Source organism: Marinobacter sp. F3R11 (genome assembly GCF_003318275.1).
GTDB lineage: Bacteria > Pseudomonadota > Gammaproteobacteria > Pseudomonadales > Oleiphilaceae > Marinobacter.
This window is the reverse complement of sequence record NZ_QOCH01000003.1, coordinates 44,537-64,573: the sequence shown is the minus strand read 5'-3', so window position 1 is coordinate 64,573 and position 20,037 is coordinate 44,537. Positions and strand designations below refer to the sequence as shown.

Here is a 20,037-nt window from a genome sequence, read left to right as displayed (position 1 = left end):
GGAAGCGGCCCATTATTGTATCTATTTCACTGAAATCACCGTTCCTTGCCTGCGATTGTCGAGCCAAACGATGGCGACAAGAACAACGGAGATGATGCCACCAACGACACTGGTCATCAGTCCGGGGAAGCAGAAGGCAAAACCGGCAGCGGCCAGTGGTAGCCGCAATAACGGTCTGACCAGGCCTACGCCCAGCAGCCAGCCTTCGAATCCGGCACAAATAAGCATGATGCCGGCGATGATGGAGGGCAGAAGGTAGGTAAGCGGCATCAAGTCCCCCTGCAGTACCAATGACGGCTGGAACAGGAAGAACAAGGGCACAAAATAGATGACTACCCCGAGCCGCATTGCAGTGAACGAGGTCTGCATCGGCTTGGCGCCGGCGATGGTGCCGGCCAGAAATGCTGCAGCACCGACCGGTGGAGTGATTGCCGAGACCATCGCATAGTAGACGATGAAAAAGTGCACGGCGATCTTGTTCAGGCCACCGACCTCAATGATGGCAGGTGCCAGAGTCACGGCCAGGAATATGTAAGCTACGATTGCCAGCCCTGCCATGCCCATGATGAAGCAGGCCAGTACTCCGAACAGGAGGACCATATAGATGTTGCCGCCTCCCATGGCCACGAGACCCGAAGTGAGCGAGCCGGTGACACCGGTGATTGTCAGCGCGCTAACCACGAAGGCAATAGGCAGGATGATGGCCGCTGTCTGCGTGACCAGGATTCCGATTTGCCGAGCTGTCTCGTATGTCTTTTTCGGCGTCATCCAGGTATCACGCTGAAGAAACGACAGGGCAATCATCAATATACTGGCATACCACGGCGCATAGTATTCCCAGCGCATGTAGAGCAAGCCCCAGACAAGAAACACCATGACCAGCAGATACGGCCAGCCACGTTTCAACACCCGACGTGCCGGCGGTAACTGACTTTTTGGTACTCCCTCCATACCGGTACGGGCCGCATAGGCATCAACCTGAAGCAACAGGCCAAAGTAGAACAACAGAGAGGGAAGGATGGCGGCGACCAGGATTGTTGCATAGTCCACGCCGATGGTGATGGCCATGACGAATGCAATGGCGCCCATAACCGGAGGCATAACCACGCCACCCATGGATGCGCAGGCTTCAATTGCACCGGCATAGTGTGGCGGATAGCCTGCCTTTTTCATGGCTGGAATGGTGATGGAGCCAGTGCCTGCAATGTTGGAAAAAACTGATCCGGACAAGCTGCCGAAGAAGGCGCTGGCGACGACAGAGACTTTTGCGGGCCCCCCCCGGTAGCGGCCAAACCCGGCATTCGCAAGGTCGATGAAGAATGCGCCCGCACCAGTGGCAAGTAGCACGCCGGCAAAGACCAGGAAGCCCAGAGTGATCTCTGCAACGATTTTGGTGGTTATGCCCATCATGCCTTCTGCGCGGAAGACGTGGGCGGCCATCATGCGCTCGAAATCGTAGGGGATTCCCATCAGCAGACCAGGAAGCATGTCCGCGACCAAGGGGTAGACGCCCAGCACCAATACCACCAGCAGGAAAGGGATTCCGCCGCTACGGCGAGCCAGTTCGAGCATCAACAGCGCTATAACCGTACCCAGAATGTGGTGTGTCCAGCCAGTCTGAACCATTTCCCATGCGTGGGCGGAAAAGTAAAAGCTGACTGTCAGCGCGATGACTGCAGCAACTATATCGTAGATCGGAACCTTTTTATGGCCCGGGGCGGCAGGGAGGGCAATATATGCAGCAGCTGTGAAGCAGCCAATGAATATCCAGTAGTACTGCCCCTCCAGCAGGGGCTGATTATCCCAGGTTGCCCCGAAGATATAGGCTGCGCCGACGGTCACACCGGTGACGCAAAGAATAACGAAGATAATGCTTTGCCAGGAAAAGAGGCCACCGAGTCGTGTGACTTCCGACTGCGGCATCGTGTCCTGGGCTTTAGATGATGTGTTGTTCATGATTAGCTGCCCGAATGGACTGATAAAACGGTCAATGCCCCAAGAGGCTGGTGGGCGGCGTTTGCTGCCCACCATTGCTTGTTATTGCTTGCAGATTAAAGTCGGGATCTGAAAATCTCCAGGCCCTTGGTATGCCTGGCCAGAATGTCCAGATACTCCGGGTTATCAAAGCTCATCCTGACCCGGTTTTTCTGTGCTTCTGCCATAGCGGCTTTACGGGCCTCCATCCAGCGGTCCATCTTGGCAATGGCTTGCTGGTTCCAGACATCATCCTCTTCTGTCCAGGAGCCGATCTCCCGCAGATACTTCACTGTGCCTTCGTGAACCGGTAGCGGAGTGCGGTCGAGGTAGTTACGGAACTGCTTCAATGACATGCGCGCGGCCAGAGGGTGTGTACCCTTGTAGTCGTCATAGGACTCGTGGAACCATTTAGCAAGGTTATAGGCCAGCTCGGTATCCATATCTGCCGGTGCCGCATAAACGAAGTTCGACGTGGCTCCGTCGATACCGTGCGCTGAGGAAACACCGATGCTGATTTCTGTGGGAATCACCATTGAGCTGTGATCAAGGTAGCGCTGCCATGCTTCGGTATTGTCCGAATCCATCGGGAGCCAGCGAATGCCGCCGGGTGCGCCTTCCATTTCCGACAGCAGGCCGCTGATGGTTGCACACCAGGCAACATCAACCTTGCCCTCGACGACGGAGCGGCAGTTCTCGGCGTAGCTGCTGGCAGGCACGTAGCTAATGACTTCCTGTGCTTCTTCTTCCGAGAGTCCCAGGTAGGCGGGTAGGGACTTTCTGGCAGTGGTCGTCATGGCGGATGTCCATATGCCATCCGACATCCGAACGCCACCTTTCTTCAGGTCTTCAACGGTCTTGAGCTCGGAGTCGCCAGCGACGACCAGCCCCCAGGGCGTGTCATTGTGATGCCACAAAATGCGCTGCGGGACGGGCTTTGTGCCGGCATAGGCTCCATGACCTTCAGTTTGAAGACGGGCTTCCGCTGCGCTGACCGAGCTGATATGGATATTCCTGTCGACGTTCAGGCGCTTGTAGCGTATGAACTCGGAGTCCTCCGGTATGATACGCACGGCCATGTCAGTCTGTTTTTGCAGGATTGGTGCCCAGGCATTGGAGGAGGCGAAGCCTCCGGTCGCTGTGCTCGTTGTACCGACAACCAGCATTCTGGGCCAATCATAATCGTTGCCTTGGGCAAGGCTTCCCGAGCTGATGGTTAGCGCTGCGGTGATGGATGCAGCAGTATAGATACGTCGCCATTGGTTCTTGAAGCTCATTTTCCACCTCTTTTTTTATTTAATTGTGTCAGAAATGCCAGACCTGAATTTATAAGTCAGGCTAAAAGGTTCAGATTACCTACATCGTGAGGTTTTCCATTACACAGGCAGGTTTGTCCTGCCTTTTCGCTTTTTACACCGCATAACCGGGGTTTTCTCTGTCGAGCAGTCGCAGCAGTGCTGGCCAGGTCAGCTTGGCTGCATTGCCCAGTTCCTGTGACTGCTCAGCAGTGGTCTGTATTGCCTGCTCGGAAGGCATCCACACCGGGCCGCAACTCTGGGCTTTTACCTGGATCTCGCAGGCTTTCATCAGGAAGTACAGATACGTAAAGGCTTCCGGTACGTCTTTACCGGTGGTCAGAACACCATGGTTGCGTAACATCATCATGGATTTGTCTCCGAGATCCCGTATCAGGCGCTCACGCTCGTCCAGATTCAGTGCCACGCCTTCGTAATCGTGGTAGCTCAGATGGTCAAGGCAGAGCATCGCAGTCTGGCTTAACGGTAAAAGGCCATCACGATGAGCCGAGACAGCGACGCCATCTGCGGCATGAAGATGCATTACCGCACCGGCATCGTCGCGTCCCATGTGCACTGCACTATGGATGGTAAAGCCTGCAGGATTTACCCGGCTCAGTCCGCCGGACTCCACTACCTGACCTTCACTGTCTACCTTTACCAGAGAGGAAGCTGTGATTTCGTGGAACAGCAATCCGTATGGGTTGATAAGAAAATGATGCTCCGGACCAGGTACCCGGGCGGAGAGGTGAGTGAAGACCAGATCGTCCCATCCGAAGAGCGAGACAAGGCGGTAGGCCGCTGCTAATGCACTGCGCACCTGCCACTCTGCGTCTTGCCGGTGGGCCGGGCCGGTACTTGAGGTGTTTTTTGTCATGTTGTTCACCTTACTTCCTGGCTATGTACAAAAAGCGGGGGGGCAAGGCCACCCCCGAAAAAGGCCTCCGACTGATAAGAAAGAGGCCTCAGGCTCACTGATTGAGGGGGTTAGCTTGCCTGTAAAAGGGACGCATAGCGTTCCAGATGGAAATCGTCATCACCCAGTTGGTGGTTGATCATGATCAGGCGCTTGGCGTAATGGGCAAAGTTGTACTCCCATGTCATACCAATGCCACCGTGGGACTGTATGCCCTGTTCGGAAATGAACTGTCCGCTGCGACCGATAATATTTTTAGCCGCAGACAGCACGCGGCGGCGCTCATCGCTCTGTTCTTCGTCCGCCACGCTGGCGGCAAGAATAGCCATGGAACGGGCCTGTTCCAGTTCGGACATCATGTCGACCATGCGGTGCTGTAATACCTGGAACTTGCCAATAGGTACACCGAACTGCTTACGCTGCTTGAGGTAGTCCAGAGTCAGCTCGTTGGCTGTCTCCATAACGCCCACGGCCTCAGCACACAGTGCTGCGATGGCACGACCTGACTGATACTCAATCACCCCGGATGCCTCGCCCTCTTCGCCTAACAGGGCCTCAGCATCTACCTGAACGTTGTTCAGGGTAAGGTCACAACCTTTGAATCCATCAATAGTCGGGTAAACCCGTCGCTCAATTCCGGCTGTGTCGGCTTTTAAAACAAACAGACTGATTCCGTTGCTATCCGCGGTATCGCCGGAGGTGCGTGCGGATACAAGAATGAGATCCGCACAATGTCCGCCAATCACTACGGCCTTGCGACCATTGAGCAGATAGCCCTTGTCATTTTTTTCGGCCCGGGTTTCCACATCGTTCAGATTGTAGAAACTCTGGGGCTCCTGAAGAGCGACCGCCGCTTGCAGTTCGCCACTGGCGATACCTTCAAGCCAGGCTTCTTTCTGGCTGTCGTTTCCGGCCTGGCTGATAAGGCCTCCACCCAAAATGACAGACTGAAGGTATGGCTCCAGGCACAGGCCACGGCCAAGTTCGGTCATAACTGACTGTACTTCGACACCGCTACCGCCAAAACCACCCAGTTCTTCGGGAAAGGGAACAGCCGTCAGCCCCAGTTCACCAAGTTGTTTCCAGAAATCTACGCTGAACCCGGCTTCGGTTTCGCTGAATTCCAGGCGTTTTTCAAAACTGTATTCACCGCGCACCAGACGTGCCACGGTGTCCTGCAGCATCTGCTGCTCTTCATTGAGTCGGAAATCCATGGTCGCCTCCTTAAAGCCCAAGAATCATTTTCGAAACGATATTCTTCTGGATCTCGTTGGACCCTCCGAAGATCGAGAGCTTGCGGTTATTAAAGTAGTAGGCTGACAGAGGTGCGGCATTCTCGTCTGAGAGGAATTCGCCTTCATGCTCAAGATTCAGCTCTTCTGCCACAAATGGAATGGCATAGGGGCCGATAGCCCGGCGTGCCAGGTCGTTAATAGACTGGCGGATCTCGGTGCCTTTTACTTTCAGCATGGAGCTTTCTGCTCCCGGAACGCCGCCACCCTCAACAGAGGCAATAATGCGAAGGTTACTGATAGCGGCTGCAGAAAGATCAATCTCAACTTTGGCAATACGCTGGCTGAAGGATGTGTCTTCAATGAGCGGACGGCCGTTCTTGAGGCGACGGGAGGCAAGTTCCTTGAGATGAGACAGGGCTGCTTTTGACAAGCCGATACCTGCCAGGCCAGTGCGTTCATAAGTCAGCAGGAATTTGGCGTAGGTCCAGCCTTTGTCTTCCTCACCTACAAGGTTCTCAACCGGAACTTTCACGTCTTCAAAGAAGACTTCGTTCACTTCGTGAGCGCCATCGAGGGTGATGATCGGACGCACGGTGATGCCAGGCGTGTTCATGTCGATCAGCAGGAAAGAGATACCTTCCTGTGCCTTTACTTCGGTGTTGGTGCGCACCAGGCAGAAAATCATGTTGGCGTACTGACCCAGAGTGGTCCAGGTTTTCTGACCGTTCACAATATAATGATCGCCCTGGCGCACAGCCCGGGTTTTCAGGGATGCCAGGTCAGATCCCGCACCAGGCTCGGAATAGCCCTGACACCACCAGTCTTCGCCGCTGAGGATGCGGGGCAGGTAGGTCTGTTTCTGCTTTTCATTGCCGAACCGGATGATAACCGGCGCCACCATGTTTACGCCAAATGGAATGGAACGGGGCGCGCCATACCGGCAGGATTCTTCATCCCAGATATGTTTCTGCACCGGTGTCCACTTCACGCCGCCATACTCTTCCGGCCAGTGTGTGGCGTACCAGCCTTGCCGGCTGAGAATCTGTTGCCAGCGCTGATGATCTTCTTTGGAAAGGTGACGGAACCCCTTCACTTTTTCAGCAATGTCTGCCGGTAATTTCTCTTCCAGGAATGCCCGCACTTCGTTACGGAAAGCGAGCTCCTCATTAGTGTAGTTCATGTTCATTGGGTAGCCTCGTGTGTTGGGCTTTATGGTTTCAGCTAAATGCCGCGATGCCGGTTTGGCCACGGCCAAGAATCAGGGCGTGAACGTCATGGGTGCCTTCATAAGTGTTGACGGCTTCCAGGTTCATGACATGACGGATCACGTGGTATTCGTCTGAGATACCGTTGCCGCCGTGCATGTCACGGGCAACACGTGCGATATCCAGTGCTTTGCCGCAGTTGTTACGTTTGAGCAGAGAAATTGCATCCGGGGTGGCGTCACCTGCATCCATCATGCGGCCCAGTTGCAGGGCTGCATGCAGGCCCAGGGTGATTTCTGTCTGCATGTCTACCAGCTTCTTCTGGATCAGCTGGTTGGCGGCCAGAGGTTTGCCAAACTGTTTGCGCTCAAGGGTGTAGTTGCGGGCTGCATGCCAGCAGAATTCAGCCGCACCCAGTGAACCCCAGCTGATGCCAAAGCGGGCTTTGTTCAGACAGCTGAAGGGGCCTCGCAGGCCGTCTACTTCCAGCTTGTTTTCTTCTGGTACAAACACCTCATCCATAAAAATGGAGCCAGTCTCTGATGCGCGCAGCGAGAATTTGCCCTGGATTTTCGGAGTTTCAAGGCCCTTGGAGCCCTCGCGCTCAATAACAAAACCGTTCACTTTTCCGTCCAGCTTGGCCCAGACCACACATACGTCTGCAATGGGAGCGTTGGTGATCCAGGTTTTGGAACCACTCAGCAGGTAGCCCCCGTCAACTTTCTTGGCGCGGGTTTCCATGCTGCCAGGATCGGATCCGTGGTTGGGCTCGGTCAGACCAAAGCAGCCGACCATTTCGCCGGAGGCCAGTTTGGGCAGGATGCGTTTTTTCAAAGCTTCCTGACCGAAGGCGTGAATCGGGTGGATAACCAGTGAGGACTGAACACTCAAGGCAGAGCGATACGATGAATCAACGCGTTCTACCTCACGGGCGATCAATCCGTAACAGACGTGGTTCAGGCCCGGGCCGCCGTATTCTTCCGGCAGAGTGGCTCCTAGCATGCCCAGTTCACCCATCTCGTTGAAGATGTTGCGGTCGAACGTTTCATGGCGGTTGGCTTCTGTAATACCCGGCATCAGCCGCTGGTCACAGAAACTGCGAATGCTGTCCCGGACCTGACGCTCAGTTTCATTCAGTTGTTTTTCAATTTGCAGCAGGTCATCCCAAGGCGCAGAAGCCATGTTGTTTCTCCTTCGTAAAATCAGTGTTTAGCCCGTTTGATCAAAGCCTCAATACCTCCTTCACGCGGCTTCAGTTGAGAATCCGGGAAAGGGAGCCCAGGGATAAAATATTCTGGGCTACTTTGTCATTTGTGCTAGCATAGTTTCATCAAGCGAAACTGTGTTTTGTATTGCGTTGGCAAAAGACTAATCCGGGTGTGTGTGAAATGCAAGCAGAGACCATCTCGGTCAGCGTCATTTTGACGAGGGTGGAGCAAGTATGAGTACTGCAGATCGCTGGCTGTTACCGTTTGCAGTTTTGATGGAGCTGATTGCTATAGGCTTTTCCAGCACTCAGCTCGGTGCCATTGCAGGGGTGCTGTTCGTTTTCTGTTTTCTGTGGGCAGGTGCGCGCTTGCAGGTGTATTCCCGAATTCTGTTGCTGGCTTCTCTGGCAGTCACTGCATGGTTTTCTGTAGATGGTCAGCTGGGCCTGGACCGATTAGTCAAAGCCTCTGCCGATGCCGCGTTTTACGCTGCATTTCTTGGTAGTCTGGGGATGATGCAGTGCCTGGTCCGGCGTTTTGAGGTGCTGAGTCGTATCCACGATGTTTTACTGGGAGGGCGCGCGCTCTGGTTGTACCCGAAGTATGCTGTGGTTAGCTGTGGTATAGCCTCTGTGTTGAGTTTCGGGATGATGAATCTGCTGTGTGGCAGCCTCTCCGATACCCTTCGGGAGCGCGGTATTACCGGTGAATCCCGTTTACAATGGCTGCGTAGTGTCCTGATCAGCGCGCTTCGCGGTTTTGCTCTTGTTCCTCTTGTGGCGCCAACCAGTGTCGCCGTAGCCATACTGGCTCGTGAGCTGCCTCAGATAAGCTGGTATCTGCTTTTGCCATACGGACTTGCGGCTTCGGGGGTTCTTGTCGGGGTTGGCTGGTTGCTGGAGCAGCGTCGATTCCGTCGGGTCAGTAGCGAACGAGTGGCTATGGAACGTTGGCCTCCGGGCACTCCCCTGTTATTGGGGCTGATCCTGGCTCTGTTCATAGTGATGGTTGCCATTGTCGCGCTTACTGATTTTAAAGTTTCTGTTGCCGCCATGATGGCTGTTCCGTTTATTACTCTTCTTTATATGGTCTGGCAGGAAAAGTCGCCAAAGGCAGTGCTCAGCGAGAGCGTGACCCAGATTTCGGCCATGAATAATGAAATGGCTATTTTTGCTGCATCAGCGATTCTTGGGGTGTCCATATCCAGTGTGATTCCGGAGGATTCCCTGAGCGGGCTTGCAGCTTCCGCGGGCGGAATGTGGGTGCTTGCTGTGGCTGGTATGTTGATTCTGCCACTGCTGTCAATGATCGGGATTATCCCGATTACAGTACTCAGCATTCAGGCCGGTCTTCTGCCACAGCTTGTTGCGGAAGGCATGGACCCGGTGCTGATGGCGGTTGCTCTGGTGATTGGCTTTTCGCTGGCGATGATGCTTTCGCCCTTCGGACCGTCTGCCATGTTGCTTTCCCGCTTTGGTCAGGTGCCGCGACGGGTAGTGGCTTTTCGCTGGAACGGTATGTTTGTGCTGATAGCAGTGCCATTGCTGCTGGCTCTTCTGGCACTGGAGATTTTTGTTTTACCTGCAATTCTGTAGGGCGTGTTTCAGAGACGATTCCGTTCTGACAGGCAAAATAATATACCAATCATTGGTCATTGTTTGCAGGTTTTGGGATGCAGTACTCAGCCAGTAGCAGGGGTGTTTCATTTTTTGATGTGAGTTTTGGCCGGAGTTTGTGGTACTTGCAATCAGCAACGATTAAAATGTTGCACACATTATATACATACGTATCTATACCCCGAAATCCGGGAGCAGGCGACGTTGTTGGAGGACGCCACATTATGCCAAAAGGAAAAACCACTGGGCCGGAGGAGCTGATGGCTGCTTCTGGTGACGGCGAACCGATGAAGCCGGAGAAGGATCGGAAATTCGTCGAGGCGCTGTCCCGTGGTCTGAATGTGTTGCGTGCCTTCAGTCAAGGTTCGGTAATTCTTGGTAATCAGGATATCGCCCGGCTTACCAATCTACCCAAGCCAACTGTGTCCCGCATGACATATACCCTGACCAAGCTGGGCTATCTCAGCTATAACACTCAGCTGGAAAAGTATCAGCTCAGCTCCGGCGTGCTGGCGCTGGGTTATGCCTACGTGTCCAATCTGAAGGTTCGTCAGTTAGCCAAGCCTTATATGGATGAATTTGCCCGCCAGACCAATATGTCTGTCGGTCTGACCTGCCGTGACCGGCTTCATATGATCTATGTTGAAAACCGCCTTCCTCCGGAAGCCTCATTGCTGCGCATGGACATAGGTATCAAGCTGCCGATGGCGACTACCTCTGCTGGCAGGGCCTACTACTGTGCGATTGCAGAGAAGGGGCGCAAGATTATCGAGGAGTCGATGGCACAGAAGTATGGACCGGAAGCCTGGCCCGAGAAGAAGGAAGGGCTGGATCATGCCATGGAAGATTACAAGAAATACGGCTTCTGTCTTTCGATCGGTGAGTGGGACCGTAATATCAACTCCGCTGGCGTGCCTGTTCATTTACAGGATGGCACTATCATGACATTGACGTGCGCTGCACCGTCCTATCTGGTTTCGGCGGAAAAGCTTCGGGATTCCATTGCCCACCAGTTAGCGATGCTGGCAAGTGATATTGAATCATTGGGGGTTTGACCCGGTTTCTGAATAACGTATTCGCAACCGGGGTTGCCCCCGGACTTTAAAAAACCGCAGGACTCGTTCTGCGGTTTTTTTGTGCCCGTTTTAATTGGAGGTTGAAACCCGTGGCGATTTTGTATTAAATCGTACTTGTGTTTCGCTTGTTAAAACTACATTCCATAAAAGCGAGGAGAGAAGATGTCTGAGGTCGTAACTTATAATCGTGAAGGTGCTATTGGCGTAATTACCGTGAACTACCCGCCAGTCAACGCTCTCAGTCATGCGGTGCGTTCCGGTCTGGTTTCTGCTCTGGAGCAGGGGCAAAAGGATTCAGAAGCCAGGGTGCTTTTGTTGGTATGTGACGGCCGCACTTTCATTGCAGGGGCTGATATCCGCGAATTTGGCAAGCCCATGCAGGAACCCGGCCTGCCAGCAGTAGTTGAACAGTATGAAAGCAGTGACAAGCCCATTGTCGCCGCTATACACGGCACTGCGCTGGGTGGCGGCCTGGAAACGGCGCTCGGTTGCCATTACCGGGTTGCACTGAGCGGCGCTAAGGTCGGCCTGCCGGAAGTAAAACTTGGCTTGTTGCCAGGTGCTGGTGGTACTCAACGCCTACCGCGCCTGACCGGTGCCCGGAAAGCGCTGGAAATGATTACGTCTGGTGAGTTTGTTGGTGCGAAAGAAGCCCTTGCGCTGGGCATCGTAGATGCTGTCGACGAAGGTAATGATGTTAAAGCTGCGGGCCTCGCCTTTGCACAAAAAGTTGCAGATGAGGGTCGTCCAGTACGCCGGGTTCGTGATCTGACGGACAAGGTTGCGGCGGACAAGGGTAGTGATGTTTTCGACCAGTTCCGTGCCGCACTGCAAAAGAAGGCCCGTGGTCAGTTTGCTCCTTTCAAATGTGTGGATGCAGTTGAAGCAGCGTTTAACCTGCCATTTGCTGAAGGTATGAAGCGCGAGCGCGAACTGTTTATGGAGTGCATGGGTTCATCCCAGCGTAGTGGACTGATCCATTCATTCTTTGCAGAGCGCGAAGTTTCCAAGATTAAAGGATTGCCGAAAGATACTCCGGTACGCAATGTGAACCGTGTCGGTGTTATTGGTGCGGGCACCATGGGCGGTGGTATTGCCATGAACTTTGCCAACGTCGGTATCCCCGTCACCATTGTGGAAATGAAGCAGGAAGCCCTGGACAAGGGGCTGGGCATTATCCGCAAGAACTATGAAAACTCTGCAAAGCGGGGTCGCATCACCTCGCAACAGGTGGAAGACCGGATGGCACTGATCACCGGCAGTCTGAACTATGACGACTTCAAAGATGTTGATCTGGTGATTGAGGCTGTGTTTGAAAACATGGCGGTCAAAAAAGAGATCTTCGCGAAGCTGGACTCAGTGTGTAAACCCGGCGCCATTCTGGCTTCCAATACCTCCACCCTGGATATTGACGAGATTGCATCTGCCACCAAACGTCCTGAAGACGTTGTGGGCATGCACTTTTTCAGCCCGGCCAACGTCATGAAGCTGCTTGAAAACGTTCGGGGCAGCAAGACTTCTGACGAAGTAAAAGCGACGGTGATGGCTGTTGCCAAGAAAATCAAGAAAGTGGGTGTGCTGGTTGGCAACTGTCACGGATTTGTGGGTAATCGCATGCTGCACAGACGTGGTGCCGAGGCCATGGCTCTGGTCAATGAAGGTGCCACGCCACAACAGGTTGATAAGGTGCTGACGGATCTGGGCTATCCCATGGGGCAGTTCGCCATGTCGGATCTGGCTGGTATTGATGTTGGCTACCGGATTCGCGAAGAGCGTCGCAAGGCGGGCGAGCAGGTAGATGTGAGTTGGATGGATAAACTTGCTGAGCAGAATCGCCTTGGCCAGAAGACCATGGCTGGTGTTTACCGGTATGAAGAGGGTAGCCGCAAGCCCATTCCGGATCCCGAGGTTGAGCGTATTATCGAGGAATTCCGGAAGGAGCAGGGCATCAGCTCCCGGGAGATTACGGATCAGGAAATTCTTGAGCGCTGCATGTACGTGATGGTGAATGAGGCCGCCAAGATCCTGGAAGAGGGCATTGCTGACCGGGCTCTGGATATTGATGTGGTCTGGATTTATGGCTATGGCTTCCCGGCGTATCGTGGTGGCCCTATGTTCTGGGCGGATCAGGTTGGTCTGGATGTGATTCTGGCTGCGGTTGAGAAGTATCACGATGTCGTGGGTGGTGAGCAGTGGCAGCCTGCGGGTCTGTTGAAAAAGCTGGTCGCTGAAGGGAAAAAATTCGGCGACCTCTAAGGCTTCTGTAATTCAAGTCTGCCCCTGAGTGCATCGGCGCCGGGGGCTGGCCGGGTACGGGTGGTCTTTCTTCTGGAAAAAACAACTCGCTTTGCTCAGACATTTTTTTCCGGCAGAAAGACCACCCGCACCCGGCCGATCTGAACACTTGATTTGTATCTCTGCTCTATCCCGATTGAGGGGTAGACAACCTATTCTAATTTTAAGGTAACTCTTATGTCAGATGCAGTTATTGTTTCTACCGCTCGTACCGGCCTTGGGAAGTCCTACCGGGGCGCCTTGAACAACACGCACAGTGTGGATCTTGCCGGACATGTGATTAAACACGCGGTTGCCCGTGCGGGTATTGACCCCGCGATTGTTGAAGACGTGATTCTTGGGGCCACGTTTCACGAAGGCGCTCAAGGCAAGAACATGGCGCGTCTGGCTGCGATTCGTGCAGGTTTGCCTGTGACGACAGCTGGCCTGTCGATTAACCGTTTTTGCAGTTCCGGTTTGCAATCGATTGCTATTGCATCGCAGCGTGTAGTCTCCGAGAAGGTGCCTGTAATGGTGGCAGGCGGTGTGGAATCTATCTCTCTGGTACAGAACGATAAGATCAACAGCTATCACGCTGCGAATGAATGGCTGATGAAGAATAAGCCGGAGCTGTATCTCTCGATGATTGAAACAGCGGATATCGTAGCCCAACGCTATGGCGTCAGCCGTGAATCCCAGGATGAGTACGCGCTGATTTCTCAGCAGCGCACGGCCGCTGCGCAACAGGCGGGCCGGTTTGATGACGAGATTGTTCCGTTCGATGCGACCATGCTGGTGAAGGATAAAGAAACCGGTGAAGTGAGTCAGAAAGATGTCACTCTTACCCAGGATGAGTGCAACCGCCCAAACACCACGCTTGAAGGTCTGCAGGGGCTGAATGCCGTTCGTGGAGAAGGTAATTTCGTTACCGCTGGTAATGCCAGCCAGTTGTCTGACGGTGCTTCTGTCTGCACGGTGATGAACAGCACCTATGCCGAGAAAAACAACATCGAGCCTATGGGCATCTTCCGCGGTTTTGCCGTGGCAGGGTGTGAGCCGGATGAAATGGGTATCGGGCCGGTGTTTGCCATTCCCCGCCTGCTTGAGCGCAACGGTCTGACCATGGATGACATTGATCTGTGGGAACTGAATGAAGCGTTTGCATCCCAGGTGGTGTACTGCCGTGATCGCCTTGGTATTCCCATGGAGAAACTTAATGTTAACGGCGGCTCCATTGCTGTTGGCCACCCATACGGTGTTACCGGTTCCCGTCTCACAGGCCATGCTTTGATCGAAGGTAAGCGTCGTGGTGCGAAATACGTTGTGGTGACCATGTGCATCGGCGGCGGTCAGGGTGCTGCGGGGCTGTTTGAGGTGGTTTGATCAGCAAGCTGATCCTGAAGCCCGGAATCAAAAACAAAAAACATGGTAAAGGTGTCAAAACGTGCAACAAAAAATCATCAATCCGCAGGATCTGGCATTCCAGCTCTTTGAATTCTGTGACGTAGAGCAGTGCCTCGGTTTTGAACGCTACGCTGATCACAGCCGGGAAACGCTTCAGGCTGCGCTTGATCTTGCGCTGAAGGTTGCGGCTGAGGAGTTCGCACCACATGCCCGTCTGGTTGACGAGGAGGAGCCTCGTTTCGAGAACGGGCGGGTGGAGATGCGTCCGGAAGTTAAAGAAGCCCTGGATGTGCTGAAAGACACCGGGTTGATGGCGGCCGGGCAGGATTACCTGCGTGGCGGTATGCAGTTGCCGGCAGCCGTGACCCAGATGTGTGTAGCGGTGCTGAGAGGTGCTAACGTTAGCACCTATGCCTACGCGGGGCTGACTATTGCCGCGGCCAATCTGATAATGGTTCAGGGTTCGCAGGAACAGCAGGCGCGATTTGCTGAGCCGATGATAGCCGGCCGGTTTTTTGGCACCATGTGTTTGAGCGAGCCCCACTCGGGCTCGTCCCTGGGCGATCTGCGCACTCGCGCAGAGCCCCAGGCTGATGGCACCTATCGCCTGTTTGGTAACAAGATTTTTATCTCTGGCGGCGACCACGAACTGAGTGAGAATATCATTCACATGGTGCTCGCCCGTTTACCTGATGCGCCTCCGGGCGTTAAGGGTATATCCCTGTTTCTGGTACCTAAAATCCTGGTGAATGATGATGGCAGTCTTGGCGCGCGGAATGATGTTGCGCTGGCGGGCCTGATCCACAAGATGGGATACCGGGGTACCACGTCTACCATGCTCAACTTCGGTGAAAAAGACGGCGCGGTCGGATATTTGGTGGGTGAGCCCAACAAGGGGCTGGCAGCCATGTTCCATATGATGAATGAAGCCCGTGTCGGCGTTGGTCTTGTCTCTGTCATGCTTGGCTATACGGGGTACCTGCACGCGCTTGAGTACGCGCGGGAACGTACCCAGGGCAGACCCGTTGGGGAAAAAGACCCGGCTACACCCCAGGTGCCATTGATCAGGCACGGGGATATCCGCCGTATGTTGCTGGCCCAGAAAGCCTATGTGGAAGGTGGGCTGGCACTGTGTCTGCAGGGCGCCATGCTGCTGGATGAGAAGAAGTTTGCCGCCACAGATGAGCAGCGCAACCTCGCTGCCGGCCTGCTCGACTTGCTGACGCCTGTCATCAAATCCTGGCCTTCACGTTATTGCCTTGAGGCTAATAGCCTGGCGATCCAGGTGCATGGTGGCTACGGCTACACCCGGGAATACCCGGTAGAACAGTTTTTCCGGGATAACCGGCTGAACATGATTCATGAAGGCACTCATGGTATTCAGGGGATTGACCTGCTGGGCCGCAAGGTCTCAATGGCTGGTGGCGAGTTTTACCAGGAATTGATGAACCGGATTGAATCGACTATTTCTGACGCCCGGCAGGAACCCCGGCTTGCAGATTCTGCGGATCGTCTTGAGCGGGCGGTCGCGGCAATAACCGAAGTCACACACGTTATCAATGAAGAGAAGACCAGCGGAGACAAAGAGAAGGCGCTTGCGAATGCAACCTTGTATCTGGATGCCTTTGGTCATGTTGTGGTTGGCTGGATATGGCTTCGCCAGGGCATCAAAGCCCTAGCAGGCCTGGCTGGAAAAGGTGAGCAGACACCGGCGTTTTACGAAGGCAAGATCAGAGCCTGCGAGTATTTTGCCCGCTACGAACTGCCCTGCGTGCTGAGTTCTGCAGAATTGTTGAAAGCTGTCGATACGACAGCTCTGGAGATCCATGAGGATCAGTTCTAGACATCAGGCGGCGCCCCGACGAACACTTTTGCGTTCATTCAAGTGACGACACAGGAAAACGATCATGAAGACCAGAATCACCGAGATGTTTGGTATCCGTCACCCGATCATTCAGGGGGGCATGCACCATGTTGGCTATGCCGAACTGGCGTCAGCCGTCTCCAATGCCGGTGGGCTGGGTATCATCACCGGGCTTACCCAGCCCACACCGGAAGACCTGGCGCGGGAGATTGCCCGGTGCCACGAGATGACCGACAAACCGTTTGGTGTGAACCTCACCTTTCTGCCGTCATTCAGTACGCCGCCTTATCCTGAGTATATCGATGCGATTATTGCGGGCGGTGTAAAGGTTGTTGAAACGGCAGGTCGCAGTCCGGAAAAATACATGCCTCAGCTGAAGGCTGCCGGCATTAAAGTGATTCACAAATGTACTTCCGTACGCCATGCCCTGAAAGCAGAACGGATTGGCTGTGATGCGGTCAGTGTTGATGGCTTTGAATGTGCTGGCCACCCTGGTGAAGACGACATCCCGAACTTTATTCTGTTACCCTGTGCAGCGGAGGAACTGAAAATCCCGTTTGTTGCCTCTGGCGGTATGGCGGATGGTCGTAGCCTGGTTGCTGCCATGGCTCTGGGTGCAGAAGGCATGAATATGGGAACCCGGTTTCTTGCTACCAAGGATGCCCCCATTCACGATAACGTCAAGCAGGCAATTGTAGAAGCCGATGAGCTGCAGACCAGGCTGATCATGCGCAACCTTCGTAACACGGAAAGGGTTCTGAATAACGCCGCTGTAAAGGAAATCATCCGTATTGAAAAAGAGAAAGGCGAGGCGGAAACCATTGATGACATTCGTCATCTGGTAACCGGTGCGAAAGGCCGCCTCGTACTTCAGGAAGGAAAAATGGACGAGGCAGCCTGGAGTTGCGGCATGGTGGCGGGGCTGATTCATGATATTCCGACCTGCGACGAGCTGATCCGGAATATCATGGCCGAAGCTGAAACCATTGTGCGCCAGCGCCTGACGGGTTTTCTGGAAGACTAGCGTTCTACGATAACCCGAACCACATTGTTGTATTGCCGGTGTTCGAATTCCCCCGTCGGACTACCGGCCTCATCTGTTATCGGGAAAACATAGCGTGGCGTCATGATGACTTCATAGTTGTAGTCGCCTGAAGGGCGTACATCAACTTCAAGAAATCCATAGTGTTTGCCTCCGTCAATAAGCTGATCGCCGTTCCAGATCTCCGGAGCATCGCCGTGGGCGCTCCAATGGGTTTCCTGAGCTTCTGCAGGCAAGAGATCGAATGGAACATAGTCCGTTGTCGGTGGGTAGCCCGGGCCCCGGAGGCCGTCACCGGCAAAGCCGACGTCCCAGTAGCTCACGCCATTGATGTTCACATATTCCACCAGTTCGTCGTGCCCGGAGAGTACCGCCGTTACTCCATAGCGTTCGAACAGGTCCTGATACACCCGCATAGGCACACCGGATTGGTTATCTTCTCCGTTGGCGATACCTGCAGAGCCCGAGGGCAGGCTATGAACACCGGTACCAAATGCGGTGTGATGGAACTGTACAAAAATGATCTGGCCCTTGGCATGGGCATTGGCGAGTTCGCGTATTGCCCAGTTCCACTGTTCGCTTCCCGGGTTGAAGTCGGGGACTCGTGACTCAATGCCGTCAATATACAGGTTGGTATCCTGATCTGGGTCAGCGTCGTTACCATTTGATGAGTCAAGAGTGATTAGGGTTACAGGGCCATAATCAACGCGATAGAAGCGTTTCTCATAGCGCTCATCGGTTGCGTAGTTTGTTGGAAGATCCCAGTAGGTATTCCATTTGTCGTAAGACAGCATGGAAGCTTCTGAATTGTAACCGGGCGCATCCGGGTGCCAGTAGTTCTCGTGATTGCCCAGAGCAGGGAATATAGGCGTGGTAGACGCCAGTGTGCCCCACTCGCCAGCACTGTGTCTCCAGAACTCATCCCAGTCCAACTGGCGACCGCCCTTCTCAACGAGGTCGCCTGCAATTACCCAGAAATCCGGATTTCGCTCCGTTGCATAAACCAGGTTTGCTTTGTAGCCGGTTGTCTGGTCGACCGGATATTGGCGGGTGTAGGTGTCAGGATCTGTCCCGAGTTTATCACCCCCGATAGCCAGAGCGCTGGCGGTCCACCGGACGGTTTTTTGCGTTGACTCAGGCTCTGTCTCCATGTCTGACATAGTAATGAACCTGACAGCTTCACGGCTTCCCTGAATAGGTGCTGTGCTGAATGTCGAAGAAAAAATGCTTGCTCCCGGTTGCTCTACTGAATAATCGTAGGACGTATCCGGTGCAAGTCTTGTGATTCGGGCGTAATGCTTATAGCTGAGCCCTGGAGCTTCGCCATCCGCCACATCACTGTGTATTTCTCCGAAGTTTGAGTCGCCATGTATATAGTCTACTTCAGACGTACCATAGGTCAGTGCTTCTGCGAGCCGGGGTTCAGATGTGAAGGATCCTATGCCGTCGACAGAAACCGTGCCCGGCTCTGCTGAATCGCTGAACCAGCTTACTGTTATGGCAGTAGACGACGGATTCTGAACATAGGGTAAAACACGAAAGTGACTTTCCGCGGATGAGGCATCGGCGTCAGCTGTTGATGACGAGTCGGAACCACCATTGCATCCTGCGAGAGCAAGAATACTCACAGTCAGAGCCATTTTGGGAAACATCGGATTCATTCGGTTCACTTCCTGCGGTCAATGAAGGGGTTGGCGTGACCGAAAGTCTAGTGACTGGATGTTTCGTAATTGTTACTTTGAGGTGACCCGGGATCCGGTTCCATGGAGAGTGTCGGGTTAACGTTGGTAAAGAATCAAACCCCGAGTTCAGCGTGGTATGAATCCTGCTTGATTAAAGCTGCCTTGTCGCCTGCAATCGATGGATAAATTATGTTTTCTGGTAAGACGATATTCGTAACTCTTGTTCTGCTTGTTACTGCAGTTTTCGCGCAAGCGTCTGAGCCCAAAGAACTGGTGTTCCTTAACTGGGCGAATTACATGGATCCGGATATTCTGGTGGAGTTCGAACAGCGCACAGGTATCAGCGTCAAACAAAGATATTTCGACTCGGATACGACCCGGGATGAGTTACTGCTCGAGACTGAGGGTAAAGGATTCGACCTGGCTCTTGTCAACGGTTCTTCTATCCGGATCCTGGCCAAGCGGGGTTGGCTCGAACCCCTGGATGAGTCGAGTATCCCGAACCTGAAGCACGTTAATCCACGCTGGCGCAGTGCCTTTGAGCAAGCCGAAAATTATGGAGTGCCCTATTCCTGGGGGACAATTGGTATAGTCTATCGCAAGGATCTCGTCCCCTTCACAGTTTCAAGCTGGATGGATCTGTTGCAGCCCGCAGAAGAGCTCCACGGAAAAATCAGCATGATTGGAGATAACAAAGATATTGTTGGCGTGGCCCTCAAAGCTCTGGGCTATTCTCTCAATACTACTGACGAGAAGGCGCTGCAAGAGGCAGAGGCGCTGCTGCAGGCACAGGCTCCGGCGGTCAAGACTTATCGTTATATATCCATTGGCGCGGATTCTGCCCTGCTGACAGGTCAGATTGTCATGAGCATGATGTATAACGGGGATATGCGGATGCTGCAGCAGCATAGCGACAATATTGCGTTTGTGCTTCCGAAAGAGGGTGGCAACATCTGGACGGACTATCTGAGTGTACTGAGCGCCTCTCCCAGAAAGGCAGATGCCAAACGTTTCATTAACTTCCTCAATGAGCCGGAGATCGCTGCGCGGTTGGCGCAGTTTACTCACTATGCTACACCCAACCTGTCTGCAGAAGCATTGCTGCCGGCTGAGTTCAGGAATGATCCGGTAATTTACCCGACCGGAGAGGCACTGGAAAACTCGGAAGCCTATGGACGCCTGCCTCCCCGGGCTCAAAAGCGCCAGGCAGCTATTGTTTCACGCCTCGTTCAGGGAGGCTGATTTA

14 protein-coding genes are annotated in these 20,037 nt (G+C 53.9%); 7 read left to right on the top strand and 7 right to left on the bottom strand.

Features of this window, described 5'->3' with window-relative positions:
- Positions 1 to 21: 21 nt before the first annotated feature.
- The 6 genes from DS878_RS00345 to DS878_RS00320 all read right to left on the bottom strand — a co-directional run bounded on the left by DS878_RS00345 (position 22) and on the right by DS878_RS00320 (position 7,807).
- Positions 22 to 1,956 carry a TRAP transporter permease gene (locus DS878_RS00345; protein ID WP_113814283.1) on the bottom strand — a complete coding sequence of 645 codons (1,935 nt, stop codon included), beginning with the start codon at positions 1,954 to 1,956 and terminating at the stop codon, positions 22 to 24.
- A 95-nt stretch (positions 1,957 to 2,051) separates the two neighbouring features.
- Positions 2,052 to 3,251 carry a TAXI family TRAP transporter solute-binding subunit gene (locus tag DS878_RS00340; RefSeq protein ID WP_113813957.1) on the bottom strand — a complete coding sequence of 400 codons (1,200 nt, stop codon included), beginning with the start codon at positions 3,249 to 3,251 and terminating at the stop codon, positions 2,052 to 2,054.
- A gap of 133 nt (positions 3,252 to 3,384) precedes the next feature.
- A complete protein-coding gene (locus DS878_RS00335) occupies positions 3,385 to 4,146 on the bottom strand; it encodes a class II aldolase/adducin family protein (protein ID WP_113814282.1) in 762 nt (253 codons plus the stop codon).
- Between the two features lie 110 nt (positions 4,147 to 4,256).
- Complete coding sequence (locus tag DS878_RS00330; protein WP_113813956.1) at positions 4,257 to 5,399, bottom strand: acyl-CoA dehydrogenase family protein; 1,143 nt, start codon at positions 5,397 to 5,399, stop codon at positions 4,257 to 4,259.
- Between the two features lie 10 nt (positions 5,400 to 5,409).
- Positions 5,410 to 6,606 (bottom strand): acyl-CoA dehydrogenase family protein, encoded by a 1,197-nt coding sequence (locus tag DS878_RS00325; protein ID WP_113813955.1) that lies wholly within the window; start codon positions 6,604 to 6,606, stop codon positions 5,410 to 5,412.
- Positions 6,607 to 6,637: 31 nt separating this feature from the next.
- Positions 6,638 to 7,807: an acyl-CoA dehydrogenase gene (locus tag DS878_RS00320; protein ID WP_113813954.1), complete on the bottom strand. Its 1,170-nt coding sequence runs from the start codon at positions 7,805 to 7,807 to the stop codon at positions 6,638 to 6,640.
- 259 nt (positions 7,808 to 8,066) lie between these two features.
- Between DS878_RS00320 and DS878_RS00315 the strand changes: the two genes are divergently transcribed.
- The 6 genes from DS878_RS00315 (at position 8,067) to DS878_RS00290 (ending at position 17,091) form a co-directional block, all read left to right on the top strand.
- Positions 8,067 to 9,428, top strand: a complete 1,362-nt coding sequence (locus DS878_RS00315; RefSeq protein ID WP_113813953.1) for a hypothetical protein — start codon at positions 8,067 to 8,069, stop codon at positions 9,426 to 9,428.
- A gap of 281 nt (positions 9,429 to 9,709) precedes the next feature.
- Entirely contained in the window at positions 9,710 to 10,504 is a 795-nt protein-coding gene (locus DS878_RS00310; protein ID WP_261977551.1) for an IclR family transcriptional regulator, read from the top strand.
- A 183-nt stretch (positions 10,505 to 10,687) separates the two neighbouring features.
- The gene (locus DS878_RS00305; protein ID WP_113813951.1) at positions 10,688 to 12,781 is read left to right on the top strand and encodes a 3-hydroxyacyl-CoA dehydrogenase NAD-binding domain-containing protein; all 2,094 of its coding nucleotides are present in this window, start codon (positions 10,688 to 10,690) and stop codon (positions 12,779 to 12,781) included.
- A gap of 216 nt (positions 12,782 to 12,997) precedes the next feature.
- Positions 12,998 to 14,182, top strand: coding sequence for an acetyl-CoA C-acyltransferase (locus DS878_RS00300; RefSeq protein WP_113813950.1), 1,185 nt, complete (start codon positions 12,998 to 13,000; stop codon positions 14,180 to 14,182).
- 61 nt (positions 14,183 to 14,243) lie between these two features.
- Positions 14,244 to 16,046 carry an acyl-CoA dehydrogenase gene (locus DS878_RS00295; protein ID WP_113813949.1) on the top strand — a complete coding sequence of 601 codons (1,803 nt, stop codon included), beginning with the start codon at positions 14,244 to 14,246 and terminating at the stop codon, positions 16,044 to 16,046.
- 64 nt (positions 16,047 to 16,110) lie between these two features.
- A complete protein-coding gene (locus DS878_RS00290; protein ID WP_113813948.1) occupies positions 16,111 to 17,091 on the top strand; it encodes an NAD(P)H-dependent flavin oxidoreductase in 981 nt (326 codons plus the stop codon).
- On the opposite strand, the gene DS878_RS00285 is transcribed toward DS878_RS00290, so the two are convergent.
- Positions 17,088 to 18,770, bottom strand: coding sequence for a metallophosphoesterase family protein (locus tag DS878_RS00285; RefSeq protein ID WP_113813947.1), 1,683 nt, complete (start codon positions 18,768 to 18,770; stop codon positions 17,088 to 17,090). The genes DS878_RS00290 and DS878_RS00285 overlap by 4 nt on opposite strands.
- Positions 18,771 to 18,980: 210 nt before the next feature.
- Between DS878_RS00285 and DS878_RS00280 the strand changes: the two genes are divergently transcribed.
- Positions 18,981 to 20,033: a spermidine/putrescine ABC transporter substrate-binding protein gene (locus DS878_RS00280; protein WP_113813946.1), complete on the top strand. Its 1,053-nt coding sequence runs from the start codon at positions 18,981 to 18,983 to the stop codon at positions 20,031 to 20,033.
- Positions 20,034 to 20,037: the final 4 nt, after the last annotated feature.